The organism is Pseudomonas sp. MSSRFD41, from assembly GCF_014230245.1.
Taxonomy (GTDB): domain Bacteria; phylum Pseudomonadota; class Gammaproteobacteria; order Pseudomonadales; family Pseudomonadaceae; genus Aquipseudomonas; species Aquipseudomonas piscis.
Genome location: NZ_JACKZK010000005.1, coordinates 32,617 through 51,210 on the forward strand (window position 1 = coordinate 32,617; position 18,594 = coordinate 51,210).

Here is an 18,594-nt window from a genome sequence, read left to right on the forward strand (position 1 = left end):
TCAGCCCATTACAGCCTGGCCGTCCAGTATTACTGACACCTGCCAGGCGACAGAGGCGCAGCATACCTGCGAACGCCTCGCGCTTCATGAGCAATGAGCCTGCGCCCCTCACCCCCGATTTGGCAAGGAGCCACTGCGTGCAACCCGATGCGCCCCGAAACAGGACCCTTTTCGAAGCCCCGCACCAATTGCCCACAATGCGTGATGAATGTTCGAAACATGACCAGGCAAGCCCTTGATGTTTCTCGTTCTTGGCGTTCCACAACGCATTGGACTCGTACCGCGTTTCGGCGGTCTTGCACCAAAACCGCACAAAGGGTCTACGCTGAGTACCCCAAGCATCCGCCGTTTACTCACTTCGCGGTGTGCGGCGGTAACATTTTGCAAAGCTGTGCAACTTATTGCACAGCCCTGCACCATGGGAGGCAGCCACGTCAAGCCAAACGAAAAGCAACCCAAGACGGCGGTTTTATGCGGTTTTTACAGGTTCATAGGGCGCCTTGAACAAAAAACGCCGAACAAAATGGATTTGTGCACGCTTGTTGCATTCAGCCCGGAATCGTCTGCGATGGCTCATCGAAAGTGAGCCCCTACAGACTCATAACAATAGTGGCAGGGCTGCCCCAAAAGTACTTTGAAAGTGTTTGCATGGGGGGCCTTCATTGCCTCTTTACATCCCCTCGAGAAGTACTATTCAACTTGTCGGACCGAGTGCATTTTGGCCGAACAGTTACGACACCGATCGAGCAGTTTGCGACAGGGTCGTAAAGAAGCTGAAAGGATAGATAGGCAAGTATCGCCAATATTGTCAGCGTGATATAAGTTTGCGCCGACACAAAAAGAAAGAGCCGCCCAGATAAAAATACAGGTGGGACGGCAATAGTCTTCTAAAAACCAAAGGAGCAAATCACGATGCGCGTGATGAAGTGGAGCATGATCGCCCTGGCTGTATCCGCAGGGACCTCGCAGTTCGCAATCGCGTCCTCCCAGGACGAGTCCAAGGGTTTCTTCGAAGATCAGAGCTTGAAGTCCAAGACCCGACTGGAATACATGAATCGCGACTACAAGAATGGCGCCGGTAACATTTCCAAGCCAGGTGGCGGCTACAAGAGCGGCTATCGCCAGGACACCGGTATCAGTGAACTGCTGACCTACGAATCGGGCTTCACCCAAGGCACCGTGGGTGTCGGCGTGGACGCCATGGCCATGGGCGCAGCTCGCCTGGACGGCGGCGCAGGCCGTGCCGGCAACGGACTGTTCGCAGTCAATGGCGACGGCCAACCGGAAAAGACCCAGTCCAAGACGGGTGCCGCCATCAAGTTCCGCCTCTCCGACACCACCCTCAAGTACGGTCGTCAATTCGTCGCCAGTCCGGTATTCGCCACCGACGACAGCCGCCTGTTGCCGGAAGTGGCCGAAGGCACCCTGATCACCAGCAAGGAAATCAAGGGCCTGGAACTGAGCGCTGGTCGCTTCACCGCACTGAGCAAGCAGACCGGCATGGGCAAGGACAGCATCGGCGGCGTGGCAGACGAGAATGGCAATGGCGCCAAAGGCCTGCCTTCGGCGAACATCTTCGGCGCCACCTACGCCTTCACTGACAACTTCACCGGCACCCTGGCAGGCTCCAAGGTCGACCAGTACTTCAAGAAGCAGTACATCAACCTGAACTACACCCTGCCGATCGCCGAGTCGCAGTCCCTGAACTTCGACTTCAACGGCTACAAGACCGAAGGCGACAAGCGTGGCGACCTGGTCGACATGATCGGCGACGGTCGCAAGGGCGTGGACAACAAACTGTGGAGCCTGGCAGCGGCTTACAGCCTCGGCGCGCACAAGTTCACCCTGGCCCACCAGCGTTCCAGCGGCGACAACGGTTACTACTACGGCGTTGACGGCAACGGCACGGTCTTCGTGGCCAACTCCATCCAGATCTCCGACTTCGTGGGCCGCGACGAGCGCTCCTGGCAAGCACGCTACGACCTGAACATGGCCACCTATGGCGTGCCAGGCCTGAGCTTCATGGCTCGCTACGTGACCGGCGACAACATTTCCACCAATGGCTTGGGCGAAGGCAAGGAAAAGGAGTTCAACTTCGAGACCAAGTACGTCATGCAGGAAGGTCCGGCCAAGGACCTGTCCTTCCGCCTGCGTAGCGCGGTATATCGCGCCAATACCGCCTACAGCGGTTACCAGTCCGACAACAACGACGTACGTATCATCGTCGAGTACCCGCTGAGTATCTTGTAATCCCGATATCCGGCTAATTAAGCCAACACGCGATATCATTAAGAACCGCCGCACTGAAATAGTGCGGCGGTTTTTTATGCCGGTAAAAATACCAACCAGAGCGAGCCCTATAAATAGCAAGCTAACTAATAAGCCGTACATCGCTAGTTGATATTCATCAACCTGCAACACACCCACTTAGTTTCCAAGCCTTAAAATAAACAAGGGGCCCATGGCCCCTTGTCCAGAACAACATTAGCTGACCGAACAGCCAACTTGTGAAACGGCCTTATTACACGGCAGCTTCCTGAACCACGCGGATCACTCGCTGCGGAAACGGGATATCGATACCCGCGGCTTTCAAACGATCACGGGACAACTCGTTGAACTGGAACATGACATCCCAGTAGTCGGCAGTCTTGACCCAGACGCGCAACGACAGGGTGATGGCGCTGTCGCCCAGGGTCGAAACCACGGCCACCGGCGCCGGATCGGCCAGCACGCGCTCATCCTTGGCCAGTTCCAGCAGCACTTCCCGGGCTTTCTGCAAGTCTGCGTCGTAATCCACGCCTACATCGAATACCACCTTGCGCGTGGGCTGGCGGTTGTAGTTGGTGATGATGCCGTTGGACAGGTTGCCGTTGGGCACGATCACCGTCTTGTTGTCGCCGGTACGCAGCACCGTGTGGAAGATCTGGATACTGTCGACGGTGCCGCTGATGCTCTGGGCTTCGATGAAGTCGCCAATACGGAACGGCCGGAACAGCAAGATCAGCACTCCGCCGGCAAAATTCGCCAGGCTGCCTTGCAATGCCAGGCCGATGGCCAGGCCGGCGGCACCGATGGCGGCGACGAAGGAAGTGGTCTCGACACCGATCATCGAGGCCACGCTGATGATCAGCAGGACCTTGAGCACGATGTTGGCCAGACTGCTGATGAAGCCCTGCAACGCCAGGTCGGCATTACGCAGTGCCAGTAGCCTGCCTACTTTATGGGTCAGCTTGTTGATCAGCCACCAACCGATGGCCAGGGTGACCACGGCCAGCAGCACGCGACTGCCGTACTCCATGATCATTGGAATCCAGGCCTGGGAAGCCCGGACCAAGTTGTCTACTTCAGCATTCAAATCCATCTATCTCTCCAGGTTTCCGCGATTGCGCAGGATGCATGACTGACAGGCAGAACGACCGGATCCCGGGGAGCTCAATCGTTTCTGCCATCGCTCCGGCCTCGGACGCCAACAAGAGCTAGAGGTTCCCGGAGGCGCCGATCAATCGCGGAAGTTGTTGAACTGCAGCGGCATGCCGAATTCCTTGCCACGCAGTGCGGCGATGGCTTCTTGCAGATCGTCGCGCTTCTTGCCGGTCACCCGGACCTGCTCGCCCTGGATGGCGGCCTGCACCTTGAGCTTGGCTTCCTTGATATGGGCAACGATCTTCTTCGCCAGTTCCTTGTCGATCCCTTCCTTGAGTACCGCTTCCTGCTTCATCACCTTGCCGGAGGCATAGGCGTCCTTGATTTCCAGGCATTGCACGTCGATCTTGCGCTTGACCAGGGCCAGCTTGAGGATCTCGATCATCGCTTCCAGCTGGAACTCGGCTTCAGCGGTCAGGTTGACGGTCAGTTCCTTGTCCTTGAACTCGAAGCTGCCCTTACCCTTCAGGTCGTAGCGGCGATCGAGCTCCTTGACGGCGTTTTCCACCGCGTTGGTGACTTCGTGCTTGTCCAGTTCGGATACCACGTCAAACGACGGCATGTACTCTCTCCAATAAAAAAGGGGCGCTGTTCAGAACATCGAACACGCCCGGCTTGCGGTTAAAATCCGCGCTCATTATAACGGGTCTTTCCCCTCCTTCACCGCGTGCCCTCCCCGGGCCGGCCAAACAGAGCGAAAACTTGATGTCCACCACCTGGCACGTCCTCGGCGCCGGCAGTCTCGGTACTCTCTGGGCCACACGCTTGGCCCGCGCCGGCCTGCCGGTGCGCCTGGTCCTGCGGGACCAGGCCCGCTTGCAGGACTACCAAGTCGCTGGCGGCCTGACCCTGGTCGAACAGGGCCAGAGCCGCCTTTATCCGATCCCCGGCGAAACCTGCGACAGCCCGCAACCGATCCAGCGCCTGCTGCTGGCTTGCAAGGCCTACGATGCCGAGGCGGCCGTGGCGCGCATCGCCACGCGCCTGGCTCCAGGAGCCGAGCTGATCCTCTTGCAAAATGGCCTGGGCAGCCAGGATGCCGTGGCCGCCCGGGTTCCCGGGGCACGCTGTATTGCCGCCTCCAGCACCGAGGGAGCGTTCCGCGATGGCGACTGGCGCGTGGTGTTCGCCGGGCATGGCTATACCTGGCTCGGCGATGCCTGCCACCCCACCGCGCCGATCTGGCTGGATGAACTCAGTGCCAGCGGCATTCCCCATGAATGGACCACCCAGATCCTCACCCGACTCTGGCGCAAGCTGGCGCTCAACTGCGCGATCAATCCCCTGACAGTACTGCACGACTGCCGCAATGGTGGTCTACAGCAACACCGGTGTGAAGTCGCCACGCTGTGTGCCGAACTGGGCGAACTGCTGCAATGCTGCGGGCAACCCGATGCCGCGCAGGGCCTGCAACAGGAAGTCGAACGGGTGATCCAGGCCACCGCCGCCAATTACTCTTCCATGTACCAGGACGTGGCCAACCGGCGGCGTACCGAAATCCGCTATTTGCTGGGCCACGCTTGCGCAGTCGCCAGCCGCCATCGCCTGGCACTGCCGCACCTGCAGCAATTGCAACTGCGCCTCAAGGAACACCTTCTGCAGCACGGATTGCCCAGCGACTGAGCAGCGGCTACGCTGCCCACTTGCTCATTTCCAGCGATATAGCCGATGCCATTGCGCCAGCGCCTCGAAAACCTGCCAGTGGGCCAAAAGCTCCTGGCGGCCCTGCTTGTCTTGCTGACCACAGTACTGCTGGTCGCCAACCTGACCTTCATCAGTGCCGCCTACTGGATCTCCCAGGAGAGCATGGCGCCCCAGGCCTTGCAGACCATCGGCCGGCTGGTGTCCAACCCGACCCTGTCGCTCCAGGCGCTGAATTCGCCCCATGATGCGGAACGGCTACTCAACGAACTCGACAGCTACTCGCCCCTGCGCGCAGCGGCCATCTATGACGGCAGCGGCCAGCGCATCGCCCAGCTGCAGCACGGCGATCGCCTCAAGCTCCCCGAGCGCTACCGGCATATCGAGGCCTGGCAACTGACCGAGTTTCGCAGCAACCAGGTGATCCCCCTGCCCCGCCCGGGCCAGGAGCCGGGCCACCTGCTGCTGGTGGCCACCAGCGAACTGCCCATGGCCTTCTATACCGGCACCCTCACCGCCAGCCTGGGTATCTTGATCTTCAGCGTGCTGCTGTGGCTGATCATCGCCCGGCAGATCAAGCGCCTGATCACCCAGCCGATTCACCAGCTCGAAGAGCTGTCGCGCCAGGTCACCCGCGAAGAGAACTACGCCCTTCGCGCGGCCCGCGGCAACCACGATGAAATCGGCAGCCTGGCAGAAGCCTTCAACACCATGCTGTCGCGGATCGAGGCCCGGGAGCAGCAGCTCAAGCGCGCCCGGGACGACTCCCAAGCCGCCTACGACCAGGCCCAGGGACTGGCCGAAGAGACCCGCCATACCAACCGCAAGCTGGAACTGGAAGTCCAGGTACGCAGCAAGATCGAGAAGAAGCTCACCGGTTTCCAGAACTACCTCAACAGCATCATCGATTCCATGCCCTCGGCATTGATCGCCCTGGACGAACAACTGTACGTCACTCAGTGGAACCAGGAGGCCAGCGCCCTGTCCGGGACACGCCTGGACGAGGCCCTGAACCAGCCGATCTTCCTGGCCTTCGAACCGCTCAAGCCATTCCTGCCCCAGCTCAAGGAAACCGTGGAACAGCACACGGTGGCCAAGATCGAGCGGGTCACCTGGTTCAAGGATGAAGAGGCCAGGCACTATGCCCTGACCTTCTACCCCCTGATGGGCGGCGCCGGACGCGGCGTGGTGATCCGTATCGACGACATCACCCAGCGCCTGTCCCTGGAAGAAATGATGGTGCAGTCGGAAAAGATGCTCTCGGTAGGCGGCCTCGCGGCCGGCATGGCCCACGAGATCAACAACCCTCTCGGGGCGATCCTGCATAACGTGCAGAACATCCGCCGCCGATTGTCCCCGGACCTGCCGAAGAACCTCGAATATGCCCAGCAGAGCGGGGTCGAGCTGCAAACCGTCAACCATTACCTGGAAAGCCGCGAAGTCCCGCAACTGCTCGACGGCATTCAACAAGCAGGAGCCCGAGCGGCGAAGATCGTCACCCACATGCTCAGCTTCAGTCGCCGTAGCAACCGGCAGATGGCGCCCTGCGACTTGCCAGCGCTGATCGACCAGGCGGTGGAGATCGCCGGCAACGACTTCGACCTGGCGATCGGCTTCGACTTCAAGGGCCAGGCGATCATCCGCCAGTTCGATCCGAACCTGGGCCCGGTTCCCGGCACCGCCAACGAACTGGAGCAGGTGCTGCTCAACCTGCTGAAAAATGCCGCCCAGGCCATTCACCAGCGCGAGGATGACAGCGAGCCGGGACGAATCATCCTGCGCACCCGGCTCAATCCGCCCTGGGCGGAAATCCAAGTCGAGGACAACGGCATCGGCATGAACGAGAACGTGCGCAAGCGTACCTTCGAGCCATTCTTCACCACCAAGGAGATCGGCCAGGGCACCGGCCTTGGCCTGTCGGTGTCGTACTTCATCATCACCAACAACCACAAAGGGCAGATGGAGGTGCAATCGACCCGGGGCCAAGGCACCTGCTTCACCCTGCGCCTGCCCCTGGCCAGCAACCAGCCCCCGGTCCAAGCACCGCTACCACTGGAGAACTAGACATGGGTTTTCGCTTGTCGAAGATTTACACCCGCACCGGCGACAAGGGCGAAACCGGCCTGGGGGATGGGCGCCGAGTGCCCAAGGATCATCCACGGATCGAGGCCATCGGCGAAGTCGACACCCTCAATAGCCAGCTGGGCCTGCTCCTGGCTGGCCTGGAAGAACAGCGCATGGCCTATCCGGGGCTGGCCCAGGTGATCGAGGTCTTGGCACCCTGCCAGCATCGCTTGTTCGATCTTGGCGGCGAGCTGGCGATGCCGGTGTACCAGGCGCTCGATGAGCTGGAAGTGCAGCGCCTGGAGGCGGCCATCGATAGCTGGAACGAGGAGTTGGGCCCGCTGGAGAACTTCATCCTTCCCGGAGGCTCGATGCTGATCGCCCAGGCCCATGTCTGCCGCAGCCTGGCCCGCAGCGCCGAGCGCCGCTGCCAGCAACTCAATGCGATCGAACCGCTGCCGGAGGTCGGGTTGGCCTACATCAATCGCCTGTCGGACCTGCTGTTCGTCGCTGCTCGCTTGATTGCCAAGCGCCAGGGCATCACCGAGATCCTCTGGCAGGCCGCCGCCAAGCCGTGATGGGCAACGGCTTGGCGGTGAGGCACCAGCAAGCCGTTGCCTGGCTCAACCCTGCGGCCAGAAGGCGCGGATGCCGGCCACACCCTGGGCGCCGCTGGCCCAGGCCTGTTCGCACTGGGCCGGGCCCACGCCGCCTAGCAGGTACACCGGCTTGTTGAAGCCGACGATCAGTTGCCCGGCCTGCTCCCAGCCCAGGGGCTGGGCATCGGGATGGGTCTGGGTCGGCTGCACCGGCGACAGGGTCACGAAGTCCACGTCCATCTGCCGCGCCAGGGCCAATTCCTCGGCGTCATGGCAAGAGGCCGCCAACCAGCGATCCTTGCCGAATGGACGCCCGGCGCTGGCATACTTGCGCAGTTGGGCCGACGTCATATGCCAGCCGGCCGACGGAAAGTCCCCCAGCCACTCGAAAGGTCCCTTGAGCATCAACTGCGCCTTGCCGGCGCACAGGCCCACCGCATCCACCGCCAGGTCACGATACTGCGGATCGTAGCCACCGGGCGCCCGCAGCTGGATCAGCCGGCAGCCATTGGCAATGGCTTTCTGCATGCCACGCAATAGGGCCGGGGTCTCCAGGCCTTCGGGCGTAATCAGGTAGTGCTCGGGCAAACGCGCTGCCGCGACGATCGGCTGGTTGGCCGCCGGGAACTCATAATCGCCCAGTTGCCGCGGGCTGACCCAGGCCAGGGGCTGGCCTTCGGCACCATGGGGCTCGCCGCTGAAGGCCGAGACCTCCCATACATCCAGCAATACCTGCTTGTCCGGATAATCGTGCTGCACCTTGATCAGGGGACGTGCAGCCTGCACGGCAATGCCCAGTTCTTCCTGCAGCTCCCTGGCCAATGCCGCCTGCACGGTTTCCCCGGTCTCGACCTTGCCCCCGGGAAACTCCCAAAGGCCCCCTTGATGCTGAGTATCGGCACGTCGGGCGATCAGGATCTTGCCATTGGCATCCCGGATGACGGCCGCTGCCACATGCACTCGTTTCACCGCGTTTTCCTCTGGTCCGTCATTCGGCCGGCCTGGGTGCCCAGCCGATGAAAAATGATGGTTGCCAAGCGCGAAGGCCGGCCCCGGAAGATCCCGGGGCGGCCACAGCGAGTATCAGGTACGGTACTCGGCGTTGATCTTCACGTATTCGTGGGACAGGTCGGTGGTCCAGATGGTTTCGCTGCAGGTACCACGCCCCAGTTCGATGCGGATGGTGATCTCTTCCTGCTGCATGACCGCCGCCCCCTGGGCCTCGGTATAGCTGGCAGCCCGAGCGCCACGGCTGGCGATGCAGACTTCGCCGAGGAACACGTCGATCTTGCTCACATCCAGGTCCGGCACGCCGGCACGTCCCACGGCTGCCAGGATCCGTCCCCAGTTCGGGTCGGAAGCGAACAGCGCCGTCTTGATCAGCGGTGAGTGGGCCACGGTGTAGCCCACGTCCAGGCACTCCTGGGGGTTGCCGCCGCCGTTGACTTGGACAGTGACGAACTTGGTGGCGCCTTCACCGTCGCGGACGATGGCCTGGGCCACATCCATGCAAACCTCGAACACCGCTTGCTTCAACGCGCCGAACAACGGGCCACTGGCCTCGGTGATTTCCGGCAGGTCGGCCTGGCCGGTAGCGATCAGCATGCAACAGTCGTTGGTGGAGGTGTCGCCGTCGATGGTGATGCGGTTGAAAGACTTGTTGGCACCGTCCAGCAGCAGGTTTTGCAGCACTTCGCGGGAGACCTTGGCGTCGGTGGCGATGTAGCCAAGCATGGTCGCCATGTTCGGCCGGATCATTCCCGCGCCCTTGCTGATGCCGGTGACGGTGATGGTCACGCCGTCATGCTGGAACTGGCGGCTGGCGCCCTTGGGCAGGGTATCGGTGGTCATGATCCCGGTGGCGGCAGCGGCCCAGTTGTCCACGGACAGGTCGTCCAGGGCGGCCTGCAAGGCACCTTCGATCTTCTCCACAGGCAGCGGCTCGCCGATGACCCCGGTGGAGTACGGCAGCACGGCACTGGCATCGACCCCAGTCAGTTCCGCCAGCTTGGCACAGGTACGGCTGGCTGCCGCCAGGCCTGGCTCACCGGTACCGGCGTTGGCATTACCGGTATTGGTCAGCAGGTACCGCACCGGGCCCTGCACACGCTGCTTGGCGAGGATCACCGGCGCGGCGCAGAACGCATTGAGGGTGAACACCCCGGCCACTGTCGAGCCTTCGGCACAGCGCATGACCACCACATCCTTGCGCCCGGGGCGCTTGATACCGGCCGAGGCGATACCGAGTTCGAAACCGGCAACCGGGTGCAACGTTGGCAAAGGACCAAGACCAACAGCCATGAATGCGCTCCTCTCATCAAATGGATGCACCGTCGGCATGAAAGACGGTGCTGCAAATGGAAAAACGCCGCGACGGCTGATGCCGTCACGGCGTGGGTGTTTCAGTGTCTGGCGAGGATCTTAGTTGATCTGGCCGTGACAGTGCTTGTACTTCTTGCCCGAACCGCAATAGCACAGTTCGTTGCGCCCCAGCTTCTGCTCATTGCGTACCGGCGCGGAAGCCAGGGCCACGTCGACCTCGACACCCTCTTCCATGGCTTCGGGCTGGTCCAGGCCTGGAGCCTCGGCGTGCTCGAACTGCATGCGACGGGCCAGGGCCTCGGCTTCCTGGCGCAGGCGCGCCTCTTCCTCGGCCGGATCTTCGCGACGCACCTGGACGTGGGACAGCACTCGGATCGAGTCGCGCTTGATGGAATCCAGCAATTCGGAGAACAGGGTGAAGGACTCGCGCTTGTACTCCTGCTTGGGGTTCTTCTGCGCATAACCACGCAGGTGGATCCCGTGGCGCAGGTGGTCCATGGTCGACAGGTGGTCTTTCCACAGGTCGTCCAGGACTCGCAGCACGATCTGCTTCTCGAACGTGCGCAGCGCTTCGGCGCCGGCCTGGTCTTCTTTCTCGTTGTACGCGGCGATCAGCTCGTTGAGCAGCTTCTCGCGCAGGGTTTCTTCGTACAGGTGATCGTCTTCGTCGAGCCATTGCTGGATCGGCAGGTTCACCCCGAAATCGCTCTGGAGCGCAGCCTCCAGGCCAGCCACGTCCCACTGCTCAGGCAGCGACTGTGGAGGAATGTGGGCACTGACGGTGGCGTTCAGCACGTCCTGGCGGAAGTCGGCGATGGTCTCGCCGATGTTGTCAGCGGCCAGCAGCGTATTGCGCATGTGGTAGATCACCTTGCGCTGTTCGTTGTTGACGTCGTCGAACTCCAGCAGTTGCTTGCGGATGTCGAAGTTGCGGCCTTCGACCTTGCGCTGGGCCTTCTCGATGGCGTTGGTCACCATGCGGTGCTCGATCGCCTCGCCGGACTGCATGCCCAGGGCCTTCATGAAGTTCTTCACCCGGTCGGAGGCGAAGATGCGCATCAGGCTATCTTCCAGCGACAGGTAGAAGCGGCTGGAACCGGCGTCGCCCTGACGACCGGCACGGCCACGCAGCTGGTTGTCGATACGCCGCGATTCGTGGCGCTCGGAAGCGATGACCTGCAGGCCACCGGACTCCAGTACCTGCTGGTGGCGCTTCTGCCAGTCGGCCTTGATCTGGGCAATCTGCTCGGGCGTCGGGTTCTCCAGGGAAGCGACTTCCACTTCCCAGTTGCCGCCCAGCAGGATGTCGGTACCACGGCCAGCCATGTTGGTGGCGATGGTCAAAGCCCCCGGACGACCGGCCTGGGCAATGATCTCGGCTTCCTTTTCGTGGAACTTGGCGTTCAGGACCTTGTGCTCGATGCCTTCCTTGTTGAGCAGGTTGGACATGTGCTCGGAGGTCTCGATGGTGGCGGTACCCACCAGCACCGGACGGCCCTTGGCCATGCAGTCCTTGATGTCGCTGATGATCGCGGCGTACTTCTCGTCCGCGGTCAGGAACACCAGATCGTTGTAGTCCTTGCGCGCCAACGGCTTGTTCGGCGGGATGACCATCACCTGCAGGCCGTAGATCTGGTGGAACTCGAACGCCTCGGTATCGGCGGTACCGGTCATGCCGGACAGCTTGGTATACAGGCGGAAGTAGTTCTGGAAAGTGGTCGAGGCCAGGGTCTGGCTCTCGGCCTGGATATTGAGGTTTTCCTTGGCTTCGATGGCCTGGTGCAGGCCCTCGGAAAGACGGCGGCCGGGCATGGTACGACCGGTGTGCTCGTCCACCAGGACCACCTGGCCGTCCTGCACGATGTACTCGACGTTGCGATTGAACAGCTTGTGCGCCCGCAGACCGGCATAAACGTGGGTCAAGAGACCCAGGTTATGCGCCGAGTAGAGGCTCTCGCCCTCAGCCAGGAGCCCGACCTGGGTCAGCATCTCTTCGATGAATTGGTGCCCGGCTTCGTTGAGCTCGACCTGACGGGTCTTTTCGTCGACGGTGAAGTGGCCGGCCTTGGTGACCTGGCCTTCCACTTCCTCGACGTGCTGCACCAGGCGCGGGATCAGCTTGTTGATCTCGGTGTACAGCCGGGAGCTGTCTTCGGCCTGGCCGGAGATGATCAGCGGAGTACGGGCTTCGTCGATGAGGATCGAGTCGACCTCATCGATCACGGCGAAATTGAGCTCGCGCTGGAACTTGTCTTCCATGCTGAAAGCCATGTTGTCGCGCAGGTAGTCGAAGCCGAATTCGTTGTTGGTGCCGTAGGTGATGTCGGCGGCGTAGGCGGCGCGCTTCTCCTCCGGTGGCTGGAACGGCGTGACCACGCCGACGCTCAGGCCGAGGAATTCATACAGCGGGCGCATCCAGTTGGCGTCGCGGCGTGCCAGGTAGTCGTTCACCGTCACCACGTGCACGCCCTTGCCGGAGAGTGCGTTGAGATAGACACCCAGGGTCGCTACCAGGGTCTTGCCCTCGCCGGTGCGCATTTCGGCGATCTTGCCTTCATGCAAGGTCATGCCACCGATCAGTTGCACGTCGAAGTGACGCATCCCCATGATCCGCTTACCGGCTTCACGGGCGACCGCAAAGGCTTCGGGCAACAGTTTGTCGAGGGTTTCACCCTTGGCGATACGGGCCTTGAACTCTGCGGTCTTGGCACGCAATTGATCGTCCGAAAGGGCCACCATTTGCTCTTCGAAGGCATTGACGATCTGTACCGTCTTGAGCATGCGCTTGACTTCACGCTCGTTCTTGCTTCCAAAAAGTTTCTTTAACAAAGGCGCAAACATATCGGCAGGATCTTCCACACATAGGGTTGGAGGGCGGCCCCGGTGAGTCGCCCGAGCAGCCCTCATGGCCGCATGCGAACGAGCATTCTACCCGGAAACGATGGTGAGGAAAGTGGCGTTATTCCACGATGCTGGCACAGCGCTTTGACGGGGCCCACCTAAAATAAGGGCTTTTCGTTGAACTTCAAGTACATTGCCCACAGAAGTTACTGATCACCATCAGCAAAGGATCACCAGCTCAGAGCCAGACGGGAAAATGACGAACCGAGTGCGCCGGACGCTTTCTGTTACCATGGCCGCTCTGTAACTTCAGGTTTCTGACCATGGCATTTCGCCCTCTTACGGCGCGCCCTCCCGCCGTTCTTCTTCGCGAAGCCAAGCCTCTCAAAGCCATACTCGGCCACGCCCAGCGCCTGGCGCACCTGCAGCGCCTGCTGGACAGCCAATTGCAGCCGGCGGCCCGCGAACATTGCCACGTCGCGTCCTGGCGCGAAGGCAGCCTGCTGCTGATCGTCACCGACGGGCACTGGGCCACCCGCCTGCGCTACCAGCAGAAGCGCCTGCAGCGCCAGCTCCAGGCATTCGACGAATTCGCCCGACTGACGCGCATCCTGTTCAAAGTCCAGCCTCCTACCGTCCAGCGAGGAGCAACCGGACATGGCATAGACCTGTCGAACAACGCCGCCGAGACCATCCAGGCCACCGCCGACGGCATATCCGACCCCAAGTTGCGCGCGGCCCTGGAGCGCCTGGCCAGCCACGCCAAGCCGCGCAGCTGACTCAGCGGCGCTTGCCGCCCAGCAACGAGCCCATCAGCCCACGCACCAGTTGCCGCCCCAACTGATTGGCGGCCTGGCGCATCGCCGACTTCAAGGCTTGTCCGGCCGCGGTCCCCAAAAACTCACCAGCCCGGTCGGCCAGGCTCGGCTCCTCGGGCACCGGCTTGCTGCCTTCAGCCTGCCCCTGCGGCGCCAGCGCCTTGCGCCCCATCAGCACCTCATAGGCGGATTCACGATCGATCGGCTTGTCATAGCGTCCCAGTAGCGACGAACTGGCGATCAGGGCCTGGCGCTCGGCCTCGGTCAACGGTCCGATCCGTGATTGCGGCGGCGCCACCAGCACCCGCTGGACCATCTCCGGCGTGCCCTTGTCCTGCAGGGTGCCGACCAACGCTTCGCCAATACCCAGTTCGGTCAGCACCGAGAGCGCATCGAATGCCGGATTGGGCCGAAAACCATCGGCCACCGCCCGCAGCGATTTCTGTTCCTTGGCGGTGAACGCCCGCAGACCGTGCTGGATGCGCAAGCCCAGCTGGGCCAGCACGTCATCCGGCAGGTCCCCCGGCGACTGGGTCACGAAGTACACCCCCACGCCCTTGGAGCGAATCAGCCGCACCACCTGCTCCAGGCGATCCTGCAAGGCCTTGGGAGTACCGGCGAACAGCAGGTGCGCCTCGTCGAAGAACAGCGCCAGCAGCGGCTTGTCGGCATCGCCCCGCTCCGGCAACTGCTCGAACAACTCGGCCAGCAGCCATAGAAGGAAGGTGGCATAGACCTTCGGCGCCTCATGTACCAGGCGACTGGCATCGAGCAAGTGGATCCGCCCCCGACCGTCGGCGGCCGGCTGCAGGATGTCCTCCAGTTGCAAGGCCGGCTCACCGAACAGCGATTCGGCCCCCTGCTGCTCCAAGGTAGCCAGGCGCCGCAACAGGGCCTGGCTGGAGCCGGTGGTCATCAATGCCGCGTCTTCGCCCAGCAGTTGCGGATTGTCCTTGAGGTGGTTGAGCAGTGCCTTGAGATCCTTGAGATCCAGCAGCAGCAAGCCTTCGCGATCCGCCACCTTGAACGCCGCATACAACGCCGACTGCTGGCTGTCGGTGAGCTCCAGCAGGCTGCCCAGCAACAGCGGCCCCATTTCGCTCAGGGTGGTGCGCAGCGGATGACCGGACTGGCCATGGATATCCCACAGGGTCACGGGATAGGCCTGGGGCCGGTGGTTGAGCCAGGGCATGCCGGCAATCCGCTCGGCGACCTTGCCCTGGGGATTGCCCGCGGCGCCCAGCCCGCAGAGATCGCCCTTGATGTCCGCGGCGAAGACCGCCACCCCGGCATCGCTGAAAGCCTCCGCCAGGCGCTGCAGGGTGACGGTCTTGCCGGTACCGGTAGCGCCCGCCACCAGGCCATGGCGGTTGGCCAGGCGCATGGCCTGGGCGATCGGCTGGCCGTCGAGGCCGGCGCCGATGATGAGTTGCGATAAGTCAGGCATTTTGTCACCCCTGGTTAATCTTTGGCCTTACACGGTCGATATGAAGAAATGATGGATAAGAAGTATCTGAAATAAAGGTCAGGTAATTCCCTTGGGATAGATGGAGATATCAGCTTATTTATAACACCGCCTCTTCGGCGCACCGTTCCAACCCGATGCCCTGGACTCAAAGACCTTAGCGGACACCCCAAGCCATGAACAAAAATCTGCGCTTCAGCCACAAGATCCTGCTTGCCGCCTCGCTCATCGTCATAGCTGCCTTTGCACTATTCACGCTCTATAACGATTACCTGCAACGTAACGCCATTCGTGACGATCTGGACAACTATCTTCAGGAAATGGGCGAGGTCACTGCAAAAAATATTCAGACCTGGCTCGCCGGTCGTGCGCTGTTGATCGAGAATCTCTCCCAGTCGGTGGCCCTGAACCCCGACCCGGCCAATGTCAGCAACCTGCTGCAACAGAAGGCCGTGAGCTCCACCTTCATGGGCGCCTACCTGGGCAACCAGGACGGCAGCTTCATCATTCGCCCGGACAGCAAGATGCCCGACGGCTACGATCCGCGCGCGCGCCCCTGGTACAAGAGCGCCGAAAGCACCAATGGCTCGGCCCTGACCGAGCCCTATGTCGACCTGGCCACCGGGCAACTGGTGATTTCCATCGTCGATAGCGTACTCAAGAACGGCCAGCGCACCGGCGCGGTCGGCGGCGACCTGAGCCTGCAAGTGATCGCCGACACGGTCAACGCCCTGGACTTCGACGGCATGGGCTACGCCTTCCTGATCAGTGCCGACGGCAAGGTGCTGGTCCATCCGGACAAGAACCTGGTGATGAAGAACCTCAAGGACATCTACCCCCAGGACACGCCGAAGATCAGCAATGAACTGAGCGAAGTCAACGTCGACGGCAAGACGCGCATCGTCACCTTCACCCAGATCAAGGGACTGTCCTCGGTGAACTGGTACATCGGCCTGTCGGTGGACAAGGACAAGGCCTTCGCGATGCTCAGCGAGTTCCGGACCTCGGCAGTGATCGCCACCCTGACGGCGGTGGCGCTGACCATCGCCCTGCTGGGCCTGCTGATCCGCCTGCTGATGCAGCCTTTGCACGTGATGACCCGTGCCATGCAGGACATCGCTGACGGCGAAGGCGACCTGACCCGCCGCTTGAACATCCATAACCACGACGAGTTCGGCATCCTGGGCATCGCTTTCAACCGTTTCGTCGAGCGTATCCACGGCTCGATCCGCGAGGTGTCCTCGGCTACCGAGCACGTCAACGAGGTCGCCCTGCGCGTGGTCAGCGCCTCCAACTCGTCGATGCTCAACTCCGACGAACAGGCCAGTCGCACCAACAGCGTCGCCGCCGCCATCAATCAGTTGGGCGCCGCGGCCCAGGAAATCGCCCGCAACGCCGCCCAGGCCTCGCAACAGGCCAGCGACGCCCGCAACCTGGCCGAGGATGGCCAGCAAGTGGTGGATCGCAGCATCCAGGCGATGAACCAGTTGTCGGACATGATCAGCGCCTCCAGCAACAACATCGAGACCCTCAACAGCAAGACCGTGAACATCGGCCAGATCCTCGAGGTGATCACCAGCATTTCCCAGCAGACCAACCTGCTGGCGCTCAACGCCGCGATCGAGGCTGCCCGGGCCGGCGAGGCCGGGCGTGGCTTCGCCGTGGTCGCCGACGAAGTACGCAACCTGGCCCACCGTACCCAGGAGTCGGCGCAACAGGTGCAGACCATGATCGAGGAGTTGCAAGTCGGCGCCCGTGAGTCCGTCAGCACCATGAGCAACAGCCAGCGCCACAGCCAGGACAGCGTAGAGATCGCCAACCAGGCCGGAGAACGCCTGAACAGCGTGACCCAGCGGATCGGCGAGATCGATGGCATGAACCAGTCGGTGGCCACCGCCACTGAAGAGCAGACCTCGGTGGTGGAGTCCATCAACATGGACATCACCGAGATCAATACCCTGAATCAGGAAGGCGTGGAAAACCTACAGGCGACCCTGCGCGCCTGCTCCGACCTGGAGCAGCAGGCAGCACGCCTGAAGCACCTGGTGGGCAGTTTCAGGATCTGAGGATCGGGGCCAACGCCCCTTGGACAGGCCGGCGGCGCATCGGGCGCCGGCCACCAGCCTCAACGCGATGGCGCTGAAGGCTCTTGCTGCAACTGCTCCCAGAGCTCGGCCGCCCCGGGGAAATCGGTGCCATCCTCGGCGTCGAGTTCATCGGGGTCGTAGCGGCTCAGGCAACCCTCGCCCAGTACGGCGGGAGCCTGGGAAGTGGCTTTATCCAGAGGATCGGTCATGGGGCTGACCTCGTCGATTGCCAACCAGGACCGGGATATTCAGCACCCGCTCCTGGTTTTTTTTCAATCAGAACACCACGGTCTTGTTGCCGTGCACCAGCACGCGGTCTTCCAGGTGGTAGCGCAGGCCACGGGCCAGCACCATCTTCTCCACGTCACGCCCGAACCGCACCATATCCTCGATGCTGTCGCTATGGCTGACCCGCACCACGTCCTGCTCGATGATCGGACCGGCATCCAGCTCTTCGGTGACGTAGTGGCAAGTGGCGCCGATCAGCTTCACGCCACGCAGCGACGCCTGGTGGTAAGGCTTGGCACCGACGAAGGACGGCAGGAAGCTGTGGTGGATGTTGATGACTTGCTGGGCGTACTCCTGGCACAGCTGCGGCGGCAGGATCTGCATGTAGCGCGCCAGCACCACCACGTCGGCACCATGCTCCTTGACCAGGCGCGAGACCTCGGCGAAGGCCGGCTGCTTGTCCTTCGGATCCACCGGAACGTGGAAGAACGGGATGCCGTGCCATTCGACCATGCTGCGCAGGTCGTCGTGGTTGGAAATCACGCAAGGGATATCACAGTCCAGCTCATTGCTGTGCCAGCGGTGCAGCAGGTCGGCCAGGCAATGGGACTCGCGGCTGGCCATCAGCACCACGCGCTTTTTCTCGGCGGTGTCGGTGATCCGCCAGTCCATCGAGAACTCTTCGGCGATCGGCGCGAAAGCCTGGCGAAATGCCTCGAGGCCAAAAGGCAGGGAGTCGGCACGAATCTCGTGGCGCATGAAGAACCAACCGCTCTGGTTGTCCGAGTGGTGGCTCGCTTCGGTGATCCAACCGTTGTGGGAGGCCAGAAAGTTACTGACTTTGGCAACGATGCCAACGCGGTCAGGGCAAGAAATCACCAACCGAAAGGTGCGCATGGGGGGGAAACTCCAGAACTTCGCAAAGGTCGCCATTCTAGCCATTGCGCGGCAAAACTGCAGTATTCATTGCACCAGGAGTGCCGATCGGCGCCGGCAACAGGGCCTTAGATCAGGCTTAACCAGCGGTGTTCCCAGTGCGGACAGCAACACTTGCAAATAGCGCACAACTAATTTGTGAATGCCGCAAGAAACCCGCCCTTCTATTA

Annotated in this window: 14 protein-coding genes and 1 pseudogene; 7 read left to right on the forward strand and 8 right to left on the reverse strand. The window is 61.8% G+C overall.

Translation table 11 applies throughout. The features are described 5' to 3' along the window. The first annotated feature begins 912 nt into the window (after positions 1 to 912). On the forward strand, positions 913 to 2,250 hold the full coding sequence (locus tag H7A76_RS10475; RefSeq protein ID WP_185698412.1) for an OprD family porin: 1,338 nt from the start codon (positions 913 to 915) through the stop codon (positions 2,248 to 2,250). Positions 2,251 to 2,521: 271 nt separating this feature from the next. Here H7A76_RS10475 and H7A76_RS10480 read toward each other — a convergent pair whose 3' ends face one another. Further along, complete coding sequence (locus H7A76_RS10480; protein ID WP_185698413.1) at positions 2,522 to 3,361, reverse strand: mechanosensitive ion channel family protein; 840 nt, start codon at positions 3,359 to 3,361, stop codon at positions 2,522 to 2,524. Between the two features lie 138 nt (positions 3,362 to 3,499). Next, a complete protein-coding gene (locus H7A76_RS10485; RefSeq protein WP_185698414.1) occupies positions 3,500 to 3,985 on the reverse strand; it encodes a YajQ family cyclic di-GMP-binding protein in 486 nt (161 codons plus the stop codon). Between the two features lie 143 nt (positions 3,986 to 4,128). On the opposite strand from H7A76_RS10485, the gene H7A76_RS10490 reads away from it, so the two are divergent. The 3 genes from H7A76_RS10490 to H7A76_RS10500 are packed head-to-tail and all read left to right on the forward strand — an operon-like array spanning position 4,129 to position 7,706. Beyond that, positions 4,129 to 5,046 (forward strand): putative 2-dehydropantoate 2-reductase, encoded by a 918-nt coding sequence (locus H7A76_RS10490; RefSeq protein ID WP_185698415.1) that lies wholly within the window; start codon positions 4,129 to 4,131, stop codon positions 5,044 to 5,046. Between the two features lie 45 nt (positions 5,047 to 5,091). Continuing rightward, positions 5,092 to 7,128, forward strand: coding sequence for a HAMP domain-containing sensor histidine kinase (locus H7A76_RS10495; RefSeq protein WP_185698416.1), 2,037 nt, complete (start codon positions 5,092 to 5,094; stop codon positions 7,126 to 7,128). Positions 7,129 to 7,130: 2 nt separating this feature from the next. Beyond that, the gene (locus H7A76_RS10500) at positions 7,131 to 7,706 is read left to right on the forward strand and encodes a cob(I)yrinic acid a,c-diamide adenosyltransferase (protein WP_185698417.1); all 576 of its coding nucleotides are present in this window, start codon (positions 7,131 to 7,133) and stop codon (positions 7,704 to 7,706) included. A 45-nt stretch (positions 7,707 to 7,751) separates the two neighbouring features. Here H7A76_RS10500 and H7A76_RS10505 read toward each other — a convergent pair whose 3' ends face one another. From H7A76_RS10505 to secA, 3 genes are all read right to left on the reverse strand, one after another. Beyond that, positions 7,752 to 8,696, reverse strand: a complete 945-nt coding sequence (locus H7A76_RS10505; RefSeq protein WP_185698418.1) for a Nudix family hydrolase — start codon at positions 8,694 to 8,696, stop codon at positions 7,752 to 7,754. 114 nt (positions 8,697 to 8,810) lie between these two features. Further along, positions 8,811 to 10,028, reverse strand: a complete 1,218-nt coding sequence (gene argJ / locus H7A76_RS10510; protein ID WP_185698419.1) for a bifunctional glutamate N-acetyltransferase/amino-acid acetyltransferase ArgJ — start codon at positions 10,026 to 10,028, stop codon at positions 8,811 to 8,813. Between the two features lie 120 nt (positions 10,029 to 10,148). Further along, positions 10,149 to 12,890 (reverse strand): preprotein translocase subunit SecA, encoded by a 2,742-nt coding sequence (secA, locus tag H7A76_RS10515; RefSeq protein WP_185698420.1) that lies wholly within the window; start codon positions 12,888 to 12,890, stop codon positions 10,149 to 10,151. Positions 12,891 to 13,213: 323 nt separating this feature from the next. Between secA and H7A76_RS10520 the strand changes: the two genes are divergently transcribed. Beyond that, the gene (locus H7A76_RS10520) at positions 13,214 to 13,669 is read left to right on the forward strand and encodes a DUF721 domain-containing protein (RefSeq protein ID WP_185698421.1); all 456 of its coding nucleotides are present in this window, start codon (positions 13,214 to 13,216) and stop codon (positions 13,667 to 13,669) included. Between the two features lies 1 nt (position 13,670). On the opposite strand, the gene H7A76_RS10525 is transcribed toward H7A76_RS10520, so the two are convergent. After that, entirely contained in the window at positions 13,671 to 15,155 is a 1,485-nt protein-coding gene (locus tag H7A76_RS10525; RefSeq protein WP_185698422.1) for a helicase HerA-like domain-containing protein, read from the reverse strand. A 194-nt stretch (positions 15,156 to 15,349) separates the two neighbouring features. Between H7A76_RS10525 and H7A76_RS32760 the strand changes: the two are divergent. Further along, positions 15,350 to 16,381: pseudogene (locus tag H7A76_RS32760) on the forward strand (cache domain-containing protein); the annotation flags it as partial. A gap of 93 nt (positions 16,382 to 16,474) precedes the next feature. Continuing rightward, positions 16,475 to 17,239 carry a methyl-accepting chemotaxis protein gene (locus H7A76_RS32765; protein WP_371263433.1) on the forward strand — a complete coding sequence of 255 codons (765 nt, stop codon included), beginning with the start codon at positions 16,475 to 16,477 and terminating at the stop codon, positions 17,237 to 17,239. Positions 17,240 to 17,298: 59 nt separating this feature from the next. Here H7A76_RS32765 and H7A76_RS10535 read toward each other — a convergent pair whose 3' ends face one another. Both H7A76_RS10535 and purU read right to left on the reverse strand, forming a co-directional pair. Next, positions 17,299 to 17,469 (reverse strand): hypothetical protein, encoded by a 171-nt coding sequence (locus tag H7A76_RS10535; RefSeq protein WP_164485039.1) that lies wholly within the window; start codon positions 17,467 to 17,469, stop codon positions 17,299 to 17,301. A gap of 67 nt (positions 17,470 to 17,536) precedes the next feature. Next, complete coding sequence (gene purU, locus H7A76_RS10540; RefSeq protein WP_022640532.1) at positions 17,537 to 18,385, reverse strand: formyltetrahydrofolate deformylase; 849 nt, start codon at positions 18,383 to 18,385, stop codon at positions 17,537 to 17,539. Between the last annotated feature and the right edge of the window lie 209 nt (positions 18,386 to 18,594).

What these genes read in the sequence shown, in the direction of transcription:
- purU (WP_022640532.1), bottom strand. Translation starts at nt 18,385, where the DNA reads ATGCGCACCTTTCGGTTGGTGATTTCTTGCCCTGACCGCGTTGGCATC.
- H7A76_RS10520 (WP_185698421.1), top strand. Translation starts at nt 13,214, where the DNA reads ATGGCATTTCGCCCTCTTACGGCGCGCCCTCCCGCCGTTCTTCTTCGC.
- H7A76_RS10475 (WP_185698412.1), top strand. Translation starts at nt 913, where the DNA reads ATGCGCGTGATGAAGTGGAGCATGATCGCCCTGGCTGTATCCGCAGGG.
- H7A76_RS10500 (WP_185698417.1), top strand. Translation starts at nt 7,131, where the DNA reads ATGGGTTTTCGCTTGTCGAAGATTTACACCCGCACCGGCGACAAGGGC.
- H7A76_RS32765 (WP_371263433.1), top strand. Translation starts at nt 16,475, where the DNA reads ATGCTCAACTCCGACGAACAGGCCAGTCGCACCAACAGCGTCGCCGCC.
- argJ (WP_185698419.1), bottom strand. Translation starts at nt 10,028, where the DNA reads ATGGCTGTTGGTCTTGGTCCTTTGCCAACGTTGCACCCGGTTGCCGGT.
- H7A76_RS10525 (WP_185698422.1), bottom strand. Translation starts at nt 15,155, where the DNA reads ATGCCTGACTTATCGCAACTCATCATCGGCGCCGGCCTCGACGGCCAG.
- H7A76_RS10495 (WP_185698416.1), top strand. Translation starts at nt 5,092, where the DNA reads ATGCCATTGCGCCAGCGCCTCGAAAACCTGCCAGTGGGCCAAAAGCTC.
- H7A76_RS10490 (WP_185698415.1), top strand. Translation starts at nt 4,129, where the DNA reads ATGTCCACCACCTGGCACGTCCTCGGCGCCGGCAGTCTCGGTACTCTC.
- secA (WP_185698420.1), bottom strand. Translation starts at nt 12,890, where the DNA reads ATGTTTGCGCCTTTGTTAAAGAAACTTTTTGGAAGCAAGAACGAGCGT.
- H7A76_RS10480 (WP_185698413.1), bottom strand. Translation starts at nt 3,361, where the DNA reads ATGGATTTGAATGCTGAAGTAGACAACTTGGTCCGGGCTTCCCAGGCC.
- H7A76_RS10535 (WP_164485039.1), bottom strand. Translation starts at nt 17,469, where the DNA reads ATGACCGATCCTCTGGATAAAGCCACTTCCCAGGCTCCCGCCGTACTG.
- H7A76_RS10485 (WP_185698414.1), bottom strand. Translation starts at nt 3,985, where the DNA reads ATGCCGTCGTTTGACGTGGTATCCGAACTGGACAAGCACGAAGTCACC.